General features: G+C 38.4%; 11 protein-coding genes. 3 read left to right on the top strand and 8 right to left on the bottom strand.

Annotation, left to right across the window (positions count from 1 at the left end; all coding sequences use genetic code 11):
* Positions 1-682: 682 nt before the first annotated feature.
* Positions 683-883, top strand: a complete 201-nt coding sequence (locus tag AC06G9_RS20715) for a hypothetical protein (RefSeq protein WP_293926758.1) — start codon at positions 683-685, stop codon at positions 881-883.
* A gap of 130 nt (positions 884-1,013) precedes the next feature.
* On the opposite strand, the gene AC06G9_RS20720 is transcribed toward AC06G9_RS20715, so the two are convergent.
* The 4 genes from AC06G9_RS20720 to AC06G9_RS20735 form a co-directional block, all read right to left on the bottom strand.
* Positions 1,014-1,940, bottom strand: a complete 927-nt coding sequence (locus AC06G9_RS20720) for an Rpn family recombination-promoting nuclease/putative transposase (protein ID WP_480957085.1) — start codon at positions 1,938-1,940, stop codon at positions 1,014-1,016.
* A 121-nt stretch (positions 1,941-2,061) separates the two neighbouring features.
* On the bottom strand, positions 2,062-3,267 hold the full coding sequence (gene hmpA, locus AC06G9_RS20725; protein WP_480957086.1) for an NO-inducible flavohemoprotein: 1,206 nt from the start codon (positions 3,265-3,267) through the stop codon (positions 2,062-2,064).
* 53 nt (positions 3,268-3,320) lie between these two features.
* Complete coding sequence (locus AC06G9_RS20730) at positions 3,321-3,758, bottom strand: RrF2 family transcriptional regulator (protein WP_248755299.1); 438 nt, start codon at positions 3,756-3,758, stop codon at positions 3,321-3,323.
* A 1-nt stretch (position 3,759) separates the two neighbouring features.
* The gene (locus AC06G9_RS20735) at positions 3,760-3,999 is read right to left on the bottom strand and encodes a hypothetical protein (protein WP_480957087.1); all 240 of its coding nucleotides are present in this window, start codon (positions 3,997-3,999) and stop codon (positions 3,760-3,762) included.
* Between the two features lie 446 nt (positions 4,000-4,445).
* On the opposite strand from AC06G9_RS20735, the gene AC06G9_RS20740 reads away from it, so the two are divergent.
* Together AC06G9_RS20740 and AC06G9_RS20745 are read left to right on the top strand one after the other, a co-directional pair.
* Positions 4,446-5,051, top strand: coding sequence for a Crp/Fnr family transcriptional regulator (locus AC06G9_RS20740; RefSeq protein WP_248755297.1), 606 nt, complete (start codon positions 4,446-4,448; stop codon positions 5,049-5,051).
* 301 nt (positions 5,052-5,352) lie between these two features.
* Positions 5,353-5,724 carry a hypothetical protein gene (locus AC06G9_RS20745; protein WP_346568664.1) on the top strand — a complete coding sequence of 124 codons (372 nt, stop codon included), beginning with the start codon at positions 5,353-5,355 and terminating at the stop codon, positions 5,722-5,724.
* A gap of 82 nt (positions 5,725-5,806) precedes the next feature.
* Here AC06G9_RS20745 and AC06G9_RS20750 read toward each other — a convergent pair whose 3' ends face one another.
* The 4 genes from AC06G9_RS20750 to AC06G9_RS20765 all read right to left on the bottom strand — a co-directional run bounded on the left by AC06G9_RS20750 (position 5,807) and on the right by AC06G9_RS20765 (position 12,447).
* A complete protein-coding gene (locus tag AC06G9_RS20750; RefSeq protein WP_480957088.1) occupies positions 5,807-7,165 on the bottom strand; it encodes a RagB/SusD family nutrient uptake outer membrane protein in 1,359 nt (452 codons plus the stop codon).
* 11 nt (positions 7,166-7,176) lie between these two features.
* A complete protein-coding gene (locus AC06G9_RS20755) occupies positions 7,177-10,350 on the bottom strand; it encodes a SusC/RagA family TonB-linked outer membrane protein (RefSeq protein ID WP_480957089.1) in 3,174 nt (1,057 codons plus the stop codon).
* Positions 10,347-11,717, bottom strand: a complete 1,371-nt coding sequence (locus AC06G9_RS20760) for a TlpA family protein disulfide reductase (protein WP_480957090.1) — start codon at positions 11,715-11,717, stop codon at positions 10,347-10,349. The genes AC06G9_RS20755 and AC06G9_RS20760 overlap by 4 nt, the downstream gene beginning before the upstream one ends.
* Before the next feature lie 112 nt (positions 11,718-11,829).
* On the bottom strand, positions 11,830-12,447 hold the full coding sequence (locus tag AC06G9_RS20765; RefSeq protein WP_480957091.1) for a hypothetical protein: 618 nt from the start codon (positions 12,445-12,447) through the stop codon (positions 11,830-11,832).
* Positions 12,448-12,670 lie beyond the last annotated feature (223 nt).

A 12,670-nucleotide genomic window follows, 5' to 3' on the forward strand; every position in this document is an offset into this window, starting at 1 on the left:
TGGGGCTTATAAAAGAAAACCTGTAACTTGATGTTACGGGTTTTTCTTTTAATAAAAAGATTGGAATGATTTCTACTACAACCATCTTTACCTCTCTTTTCAAACGGAATATGAAACATTTTTAACGTTTTATCATCAACTTTTGAAAAACAAATATGTCAACGAGATCAATTTCCATAGCTTTAAAAATCATAAAACCTGCGGCTGCAGTCAACGCCATATCATAAAAAAAGTAACCCAAAATTATTTAATGTAGATGCATTCTCGATCTTCTTTAAAAAAACAAATAACAGCAATATCTCCTGATGAAGCACATTTGCCACCAGACCGTACCGTCATCGGTTACCTCAGCGAGCTGTAACAGAGCGCTATAGAACTGCTGACAGAAAGTTAAGTAAACAAATAGGCTATAATAACCTATATTATCTTGCGTTATGTAATACTTTTTAGTAAATTTGAATCTATCATCGGATTAGATCTTCTACATAAGAACGGTAATAGCGGTACATATTATTCAGTTTTTACTATTCTCAGAAAAAAGCTTTCCAATAAATAGATATGATATACCAATATCTTTTACTAACAAGATATTGTTCCACTCATTTGATTATTCATCTACCTATAATAATTATAAAAAGGACTTCAAAAATTTTGAAGTCTTTTTTTATGAAAATGAATGTAGATGATGACAGATCAAAGGAGCAGAATGTTAAAAAATCCTTGTTTTTGTAGATTGCCCTTTCCGAAGGAGCCTGAGGAAAAACCGCAAGAATTTACCCTATTGAAGCGCTGGGAAAAAGAAATATTCAAAAGTAGTAACGGAAAAATACAGGACTTCTCTGCCCTCGATGGTATGGGTACTGGTAACGATCATAGTCTATGATGAGTACTGTTTTAAAAGCCCGAAAATAATGGATTAGTTTCATTAACGGATACGGTAAGGATGGTATAAAACCTATAAAGCTATTCTGGCCAGAATGGCTTTATAGGTTTATCTATATGATCTATTTGATTTATTTTAGTTTTTCGATCTCGTCGATGGTAAGCCCGGTACCCTGAGCAATTTGTTCTAGTGGTAAACCCATCATTTTAAATTTCAAAGCTGTCTCCATGGCTTTTTTTTGCTCGCCTTGGGCAAGACCTTCTTTTAAACCCTTTTTTATACCCTCTTTTAAACCTTCTTTTAAACCTCGATCATGACCAAGACGCTGAGCAGTAGCATAGGTATTCTCTGCATCACGCTTATGTTTTAAACTTGCTTCGTATGCCATCTTATCCTCCGGTGTTAATTTTGCGACTTCGCCTATGTCAAAGATAAGACCAAATACCCGCTTATCCAAAAAATCCGGTATTTTATCAAGTTTACTCATGTTTTTCAATAGATATAGCCACATATCCATATCCGTCTTGATATCAGTCTCATCCTTATTAAAATTTGGTAATACCAATAGCTTATAACCAAGCTTTTCATAAAAAACACGATTACTCTGCTTATCGCAGAGGGCAACATCGTAAAAATACTTTCCGGGTTCTGTTTCTCCTAATTCAAACTCTAAAATACCGATAAAATAGACTTCGGGAAGTTCATATGTATTTCCCTTATAGCCCTTGGGAATAAGTTTATTGATCAGCCTGGATGTATAAAAAACGGTTCGGTCCTTAAAAAAATCTTGATAAAGCTGCTGCATCTCAATAATGAAATGCTCACCATCAATGCCGGTACAATACAGATCGAAAATAACCTTCCGTTCATTTTCAAGATCGCCATCCTGCTCCACAGGCCGATAATGAAGATCTTGAATAACTTTCTCTCCCTCAAAGAGCCCATTTAAAAACCCAATTAAAATCGGCTTATTTTCTTCCCTGCCAAAATAAAATTTAAAACTCCAGTCTCCACTAAAACCAACATACTTACCTAAGTTACTTTTTGTTTTTTTCATAATAATATGGTTTATTTAAATCATTAATTAGATAACCAAATATGATAAAAACTAAAAATATTAGCCGGTTATTAAACGTTTGTAGTCGACAGTAGTCGTTTGCTGTCGGCTACTGATCATCTTAATTCAACTGCAATGATGCTGGTCCAAATTCCTCAAAATAGATGACCGATTTTTGCACACCATTTTCTATTAGAAAATTATAATGTTTTTTAATGAAGGGAGCAGGTCCACAAATATAATATTCTGTCTCACTTTCAAGTATGCTATCTTTTAGCACTTCAAGATCAACCCAACCTTCGTATTTGTCATTTTGTTCCTCTTTCACTTGTTCATAAAAGATATGCTGATTGATATTGGAAATTACAGCAGTTATTTCATTAATCTTATCTTTAAAAGCATGTACTTCTTCATTTCTACAACCATGTACCCAAGTTATTGGCACATTGATGTTTTTATTTGAAGTTAAATCCTCAAACATAGATAACAAAGGCGTCTGTCCCACGCCACCACTGATAAAAACTTTTGGTGAATCGCTTGCTACATTTAACACAAATGTACCAGCAGGTGCTGAAAGGTCTACCATATCGCCTGGGTTAATATAGTCATGAAGACGGTTACTAATCATACCATCGGGATATGGGCTACCCGCTTCTCTTTTTACAGATATACGATAATATTCGCCATTAGGAGCACTTGAAATACTGTATTGGCGTGGTTGTAATAATTGTAATTCAGGAAGAAATAAACGCAAACTAATATATTGTCCTGGAAGATGATTTTCTACAGAACCGTTATCAGCAGGGTAAAGATAAAATGAAGTGATCTCTGCTGATTCTACTACTTTTTGTTTTACAACGAAAGGTCTCCAACCTGTCCAACCACCTTTTTGCTCGGTATGCTTTTTATACAGACCTTGTTCATGGCCGCTCATTAATAAGGCCAGTTGATGGTAAGCAATTGTCCAAGCATCTACCAATTCTGGGCTAGCAGCTTCGCCGAGAACTTCTTGAATAGATGCTATTAAATGATTACCTACAATCGTATAATGTTCTGGTCGGATATCAAGACTCGTGTGTTTATGACCAATATTGCCTACTACAGGTAGCAATACCGAAGGATCTTCAATATTTTCTGCATAAGCTAACACAGCCATTGCTAAAGCAGTTTGTTGCTTACTATTTTGTTGATTACCCATATTAAACATGTTTTTTAATTCGGGATTGTGCTGAAACATTCGGTTGTAAAAGTGTGTGGTCAATAATACACCATGCTCTCTCAATACAGGTACAGTAGCTTTTACCAATTGTTTTTGCTCGTTTGTCATGTTATAAAAAGTATTAATAAAAGATAAAAATGTCTTTTATTTGATTAAAAAAATTATTTATTCAGTGTTAATGTTCCATGGAGTAATTCGGTATTAAATGCCCCAATAGAGGTCATATGCAACATGTGCGTCATTTGGTTACGAATTTTTTTAAATTCATGGTGTAGCGGACAAGGGTTGCTTTCTGAGCAGTAACTTAAGCCCATACCACAGCCCGTAAATATATCATCACCTTCTAAAGCACTAATGATATCGGCTATGGGTCGATTTAGCCCTTTTGTATCCATGTAAAAGCCCCCATTAGGTCCTTTAGCTGATAATATGATATCCTGCCGACTTAATTTTTGCAATATTTTCCCCAAAAAATGCTCTGGTGAATTAATATTCTCGGCAATTTCTTTTATACCTACACGTTGTCCATCCTGAGATTTACTGGCGATATAAAATACGGCTCTCAAAGCATACTCACATGTTTTTGAAAAAAAACCCATATTAGATTATTGTCTTGGATTGATATAAATATTGTACCCATTTGGAAGAACAATAACCAAAATCAGCGCCAAAACTATGAATTACAGATTCCTTTATATGGTACATCGGAGACGAAATAGCAAACAAAATAAGTCCACGGCCCGGGTCCGACATTTCTTCAAAACGATAAATTTCATCAAGAACAAATTCATCAGGTAAAAGCTCCAATACTTTTATATCTTCCAAATTCTGAATGTCCATTTTCATGGAAACAAAGATAAGAACTAAATAATAAAAGACAAAATTATCTTTTATTACAAAAACACGTTTTACAAGTGTTACTGCAACAAAATAGTCAACTAATCCCATAAAGGAATATCATGTTCAAACTTTTTGACATTTAAAAATTTACAGAAAACAGTTAACCTTTTAAAACCCCTGCATTCACCCTATAAAAACACCTATTCAGAAATATTTTCATCAATTCAACCGGCAATTATTATTATAGACTAATTTTTCTTTTAATAAGCGAGTGATGGAGTGACGAGTGACGAAGTGACGGAGTGACGGAGTGACAAGTGACGGAGTGACGGAGTGACAAGTGACAAGTGACGAGTGACGGAGTGGTCTAACCATCTAACTCTCTAACCATCTAACCCAATAACTCTCTAACCATCTAACTCTCTAACCATCTAACAACAAAATCAATGAAAAAACATACCGTCTTACATCAGCAGGCTGTAGAGCAGCTGCTCACGTATTGGAGTCAATATGCCAAAATAAAAAGATCCCATTTCAATTGGCTTTTAGACCATAGCACCTATCACCAAGTTTCGACTCGGGGAGTTTTATATCAAGAAGGAAGCCGAGAAAAAAATGTTTACATCGTGTGTGGTGGATTGATTGCCCGCATTTATGAAAATGACGCGTCTGAAACAGATAAAATCTTTTCCGTCGCTCTCCCCGGCATGGCTCTGACGACTACGGAGCATTTATATTCAGACCGTCCCAGTCAGGGACATATCGTTGGTATACGGCCAAGCCATATCCTCGCATTACCATATGAGACGGTACATAAATACAAGAAAAAAGACGCTAAAGTGGCGGTTTTGGTCGATGTACTCCACAGTAAAAAGAAAAAACAGCTCGTTCAGCTACGGCGGCTATCCCTCATCCAAAATCCATCAGAGCGTTATCTCCGGTTTTACCGTGATATGCCGATGCTCAGAGCCATCCTTTCGCAACGCGAAATGGCGATGCTTTTATCCATCTCTCGTAGTACGATCCAGCGCGCAAACCGGCGAATTCCGTAAAAAGCGTCATATATGCATCCATCAATATGGAAAACCGCGCAAAATATGTAGCAGTTGTGCATCCAGCAGACCACAATAAAATGCTTGACATTTGATATATAAACAGATGCGGTATTCAACTGCCTTTCAGAAGTTCTATAAAAAGAAGAATAGGACCCAGAAAGGGATAGCATCTCTCGGAATTGCGACATACCAGATATACAGATTCCCCTGCGGAATAATAGGACAAAAAAGAGCACATTGCCGAGACATGATCAAAACAACAGTTGAGCTTGCAGCTGTCTATTAAAAAAATAGCAATATGAGAACATTATTAAAAAGAGCCATCGGCGCAACAAGTGTGTGTGCCCTGGCAGCAGGAATGGTATTAGGAGCAAATGCCTTTACGAAAAACGATGGTGAGAAGGAAGTAGCGAAGGTTGACAAGACCGTAACAACGCAGCAATGGCATTTGAAGAATAATGAGCCTTTATCAAATGCTAAAAATGCAAGTGCATACGAGCTTGTTTCAAGTATGAACACACTTCCAGATTGCGACGGTATCCCTGAAGTACCCTGCACTATTGAATTTGATACGAGCAATCCATCCACACCAGATTTACAATCGTACCTCAATACGTTTCAAGATCCTTCGGATGTGACTGCGGCCGCTATCGAGACCAGAAGTGAGTAAAACATTATACTGAAAAGTTTCTACCAAACAAACCAGCCTATAGTAAATTAACTATGGGCTGGTTTATTTTGATACATTCAAACTAATTTTGTTTGATGCCTGTCAGTGCTACTATATTTTCTGGTATCGGTAAAAGCATATGACGAGAATCTGTTTTGAGCTCGTATACCTGACCATCTACTGATCTAGTCATGGTCGATATTTCTCCCAATGCAGCGAGCCGTTTGAGGTCCATCCATCTTAATCCCCTAAATGGTAACTCTTTTCGGCGTTCCAGTAAAATCATCGCTATTAATTTATGTTGATTCATTGCTTTCAAGTCCGATCTTGCTTGATCGATATTAAAATCTGACATGCGGTTTTTCCATAAATTGATGATGTGATCAATAGCTAAATCTAGAGTCCCGGCTCGAGCCAAACATTCAGCCATGTTTAAGTAGTTCTCATTGGTCGATATACCATTAAAAAAAGTAGCATTGCCTTCATAGCTTCCTTTAAAAGTATACTGCCCTGCGCTTATATAGGCATAGTATAACTTCAACCGTAAATCCTTCTGATCATAAAGATCGATTAATTCCCTTGCAACATTGGCTCTCTTTGCTGTCAACATGGCTGGATACACACCTCTCGATTCAAAAATAACCTCAACGTTGAATTGTTTAAATGAATTTGCGAGATTACTATTCATCGAATTGAAATTCATAAGCGATGCGTTATGATCGAGTGCGATTTCGATATATTGACGTGCCTTATCAAAAGCACCCATGGACAAGTATACCCTACCTAACAATGACGCTACCGCATATCGCGTCGGTCTTACAGGTGATATTGATGTTTCGGGCAGTACATCCAGAGCACGGATTAAATCATTTAAAATATACGTATAACACTCTTCTACAGAAGCGCGAACAGTTTTTTCATCACCATCCAAGTTGGATCTCAATGAGATTCCAAGTTCTGATTTTGCATTATTGGGATGATAAGCCGCTCCCCAGAGGATAACGGCCTGGAAATAATAGTGCGCTCTATGAAATAGAGCCTGTCCTAAGACATCGTTATAAAACATTTTTTCATTTTCCTTAGCATCTATTTTGCCTAAGGTTTCCAGTACTAAATTGCACAAGTAGATTTGGTCATAAGTAGTTTTCCAGTCATTAAATGCTCCTTCATAGATAAAGCTACGATCCCAACGATACATCGTCCTAAAGTTCTCAGCGAGACTGAGATAATTAGCATCTGTCAGAAAGTAATCATCACTCCAGACCTCTCCCGAACCCAAACCCTTTTCGATCAAAACCTTATTATCCATTAAAGCTTGACAATCATCCAATGTAGCTGGTACAACAAGATTTTTATTTGGCTTGACATCCAAAAACTGATCACAGCCTATGGTTAGTATTTGCAATACAATTATGATTATTAATTTTATTTTATATTTCATATCTTCATAGTTTAAAACGTCATATTTAAAGAAACACTATAATTTTTAGGACTAGCAAGAGCTCCATCCAATAAAGCAGTGTCGATTTTATATTTATTTGCACGCCACAATACACCCAAGTTCTGCGCATTAATACCCACATTGATATTATTAATACCTTTTATCAATCCTGATGGAAGTTGATACGAAAGATTGATGTATTGCAGTCGAATGATATCCCCTTTGATGACATTTATGGAAGAAGCACGATAAAAGGCATCTCTTGCGGCATTTAACGGATACTGAAAAGAAGGTACTGTAGCCCAAGATTCATCACCCGCCTGTTGCCACCGCTGACTATATTCTTCATGCCCTTGTCCATTATTGACCAAGCTATTGTAAGACAATGCATTTTTTTTATAATAAAAACCCAGATTAAAATGCATAAGTGCCGATAATTCAAACCCTTTATAGGAAATCTGATTTCTAAAATTTCCAAAAAAAGTCGGTAATGCAGGGCCGTGATAATCCAGATCATCGATCTTTGTACCCGTATTCGTGATTTGATTGTAATCTATCGAATTTTGATTTCCAAGTACACCAACTGGATTTCCTTGTTCGTCCAGTCCGCGCCACTGATACGCATACACGCCATATATCGGTTTTCCGACCAGTCCTGATATATTGGGAGACTCACTACCTACGTAGTTGTAACCATAGGTAGATCCTTGATAATAATGTGTTATCTTATCCCGATAATAAGAAAGATTCAGAAAACTGATCCATTTGACCGTTTTATCCACATTGACTGTCTTTAACTCGATATCCATTCCATTTCCTGTCATAGCCGCAACATTTTTAACCATCGAAGTGCCTACACCAGTCGTATAATCGACTTCAGCAAAACCGAATAAATCATATGCATCCTTTCTATAATATTCTACAGATAAACTTAGGCGATCGCTAAAAGCAGATAGATCCACACCAACATTCCACATTTTTATCTTTTCCCATCGTAAATTTGGGTTTGCAAAACTTTCGATCCTTGCATAGATATTTTGTGTATAGTTATTGACGGACAAATAGCTTATTATGGGCACCGCACTGCGCGTTTGATCAACATTTCCACTGATCCCATAAGTCGTTCTTAACTTGAGGTAATTCAGCCACATGTGATCGCTATGATCTCTTTTACGCAGTACATAACTTGTTCCTACTGATCCCAAAGGGTTAAATTTATCGTTTGTCTTTACACCAAAGAGATTAGAACCATCTTTTCTAGCGCTCATTGTTACACTCAGGCGGTTATTAAAGGTATAAGCTCCATTAAAGAAAAAAGATAAATAACGATTTTGCACTCCTCTCAGTCCAGCTTCATTGGGAATAAATTCCATTGCTCCCGTGATACTATTTTTTACTGGAGACAGGAAATTCACTTCCTTATATTTAAGTAGTTCTGGTTGATATCCGTAGCGCATATATTTGTTCCCGTAGCGCTCATTGTTGGTCATATCTGCACCGAGCAGCGCATGTACCTGATGTTTGCCAGCTGTCAGATTATAATTGAACTGCATACGTCCATTATGACCTGTAAAATCCTGATCCTCTGTATTCAGAATAGCACCATTAGGAATGTGCTGCTTGACGGTATTCCCATTTATTTCACTATATAGATTTATCAAATTGCGGGTGTAAAAAGAGGAAACCGAATTCAGCACAACATTTTCTTGAGGTTGTTTTGTGTATCGATATTCAATAGACGTTTGCAGTCCTTTCCAGATTCCTATATTTATTTTAGCATCCAGGAGCAATTGCTTTTGTGCTAACGTATTGGTCACATGCGTATAATCTGTGAGCGGTATATAAGTCCAATCTAAAAGTTTACCCGAATAAAGACCGTTAAGAAAAGACTGATCATAACTTTTTGAAATAGCCAGAGGACTTCCATCCCTATCGGTAAACGAAAAATAACTAGGCAAAGCCTTTCCGCCTGCCGTTATACTACCAAATGCAGGTCTTCCATTTGCCGTCGACAAATCAGTATACCGCACACCTGTTTCCAATGCGATGGCGTTAGTGAGCTGCCATTTATTACTGAAGTCAATATTCAGTCTTTTCATCGCAGCACCTGTATTCGAAAAACTGCGATCATATCCGATTGCACCTCTCGAAGCAAGTTTCTGCGTGCCCATAGCCAAAGTTATTTGATATTGCTGCAGCGTTCCTGCACTATAAAAATGACTTTTATAGGCATCCCGAACATCCTTATTACGGTAAAATTTATAATATTCTTCCAACGTTTCGCGGTCTATATCAGCGAGCTGTTCTTTTCTAAGCAATTCCACAAATGGTGTCACAGCAGTGGGCATATCCCGAAAGTTGCTCGCATAATGATCTTTTTCAAATAATAATTTTTCAAGATCAAGATTTTCTATCGCAGAGATCTGATGTACTTTCGACAGGTCAGGGCGATCAGTTATATTATACCGAGCGGAGGCTGTTATTTGCACAGGTCTATTGAACTGACTTTTCTTCGTTGTGATCACAATAACGCCATTACCTGCTTTAGCCCCCCATATGCTTGCTGCTGCAGCGTCCTTCAAAATAGTAATCGTTGCCACGCTTGCAGGATCTAGCGCCTGGAGATCACCCTCATAAGGAAAGTTGTCTAAGATAATCAAGGGTTGTTTTTCTCCCTGTATGGTACTCAGTCCACGAATAGAGATGGAGGGGCTATTGCTCCTTTGATCATTCGTCATGCTCCCCACTACATAAGGCAATCGGTCTACGACATTCATTCCAACTTGTTCATTCAATGTTTTTTGATCAACCAGCGTAAAGGATCCTGTAGCACGTTCCTTGGGAATCACCTGATATCCCGTACTGACCGTAACTTCTTCCAACTGCTTTAAAGTGCGAAACATGGTGACCTGCAAGGATGATGATGTGAAAGACGAGAAATGCATTGCTAATCGTGCATAGCCCATTTTAGAGAAAACCACAGAATCCTGTCTTTTGAAAGTCAAAACAGCCTCTCCTTCTTCATTAGAGACACCCAATACATCAGAACTCCCTACTTGCATCATATTTACATCCTTTATCGGAAGCCCATGGTCATCCCGAACCATAATCCTGATCGATTTTTGGGCATATAACTGCATTGAAAACAGTAGCATTACACCACTTAAGATATAGCTCGCTTTCATAGATGACCTCCTTTTTCTTTAAACAAATAGCTGTTGACCAACATATCTTTCTTCACCAACTGTAAATCGTAATTTTTGAGTCTTTTGTTGATTTGAGTTATCCCTACAGCATTTTTTAAAGCATACCGATGCAGTACTGTTGTAGTGGCGCGGTTAATAACATGGAGATCAAGATGTGCGTTATTATTGAGATATACGGTCAGGTGTCGGGGTGTTGATTTAACGTCAAATGCAAAGTCTGATTGATCCAGATGTGCATCTGCAGATTTATTCGTCTTTTTATTTCTATCTTGCAGTACATAAAAAGATCTTTTTTTCTTGGAAATGATGAGCTCATACGGAGAGGCCAAATTGAGTGCCTGGATCATATCGAGGTATTGATTTGAAGGTGCTGAATTCAAATTCCAATAATCAAAAGAATAAAAATATTTTTTTTTCCATTCGATGTCCCTTCCCGAATGAGGGGTTACCATCAGTTGTTCCATGTCTCGGACGTCAAATTGAAACTCATTTTTAAAATTGTCCGGGTCGATCTGATCAATCAGGTAGCTATACATTTTATAGATACTTGCATTGGTAAATAAATTGCCGACCAATTTGCCATCTACTACGCGGCGGCGATTACTCGATCCCATACCCTCTTTATAACCTTTACTGAGCAGCGAAAAATACTGCAAGTCCCCCCATTGTGGCAATCTATTATCCACTACATATAAGGGACCTGTTTTATCGTAATCGATTTTCATTTCAGTTTTTACATGTCCCATTTCCAGCGCCTTGGTGATATTTTCTGCCGATAGCGCATCAGAAGAAGTAAATGCCATTACCTTTCCATCTGCATCTATCCACACATAGTGTGGTATACGTGCATGAGGGAAAAATAGCTTTAAGTGCTTATCCTCAACGAGCACGGGGAGTTCAAATCCAGTCTGATATGTCAAGGGTTGATTTTCTAAAAATTTTTCGATTTTCTGCCGATCTTCAGTTCCCACCGAGATCGCGGTGATGTTGCTATTAGATTTTACAATATCATTTAATATGGGCATACCTTTTATACAGGGGCTGCACCATGTCGCCCAAAAATCGAGAATAATCAATTTTTTATTTCTGAAATCACCTAATTTGATACTTTTTTCTCCAGATCGAATATTCGTAGCTGACAAGGGCATATTCCATAATGCTTCAGGAATGGTATCACCAATTTTCAGTGGTCTGATCCCATCAACTTGCGCCCCGCTTTCCATGGCACCTCCCATCATCAGGATCACGAGCAACATCTTTCCAGCAAACAGAAAATCCTTTCCCCCAGGCTGCTTCTGGATCAATTTCCAAAAACTGGTGCTATATATATTTAATAATTTTATCATATTTTTAGACATAATGTGCCTATACCCTTTTCATGCCGAGGGTAGACCTGATCCTAAGGTCTTTTTTAGCCCTCGGTAGAAAGGGGATTTATAAACACTGAAACTTGACTATTTAATTGCTTTGCGCCAGTATAGGATAGGTCTTCCCTACTCGCGCTCCTTTTTTTGTTTTCATGATCACGGTCAGTTGCTCATCCCATAGGATCTCAACCTCCTCATGCTCCAGATGGCTTATCGGACGGCTTCCCTTTACGATATGAAGCATTTCCGTGCGCACTTCGAGTTCAAAGTGGGCATTCAGCTCATTCAATATCCGCTGCCTATATTCTTCCCGTTCGGTATTTGCGGGCACCGTCAGCTCATAGCTGTACAGATCCGCTGGGGCATCTGTGGCATCAGGGATATAGGCATGTCGCGGTCCGCCCAGTACCAGGATATGATCGAGCGGAAAGTCCATCGGTAGATCCAGCGCAAATAGGTAACATTGGCAGAGGGTCATATTGACCAGCGATATCCGAAGCATATCTGCGCGTTCATGCCGCACCACAGCAGTCCAGGGGTCCCCCTGGCCAGTTGTACGGATCAGCAGGGAATCATAGTGTTCCTTTTTTTCCGCATAGGTATGGCCCGCGATGCCCAGTGGATCGAGGAGGCTGTCCTTCCATTCCACAGGAGCATGTGCCTGCATGTGTTCTTGTAAGTCTGTTATCATAGGCTTCTTTTTAGTCATTAGATCCCGTTTTTGACTTACATCCAAGCATATTTCTTCCTTTGGGGACAGGGCATACCTTTCCCCTTTGCTATTTTTTAGCATATTTTTAAAGATTACGTTAAGTCTAGTTAAGCGGGATGGACGCTAGCAATCCAACGATCTGCTACAACAGCTCAACAGTTAAAAAATAAGGTGAAAAAATGCAATTAAATGGTCATCATCAAGGGTTATCATTCGTGTA

Source organism: Sphingobacterium sp. MAE (assembly GCF_056711605.1).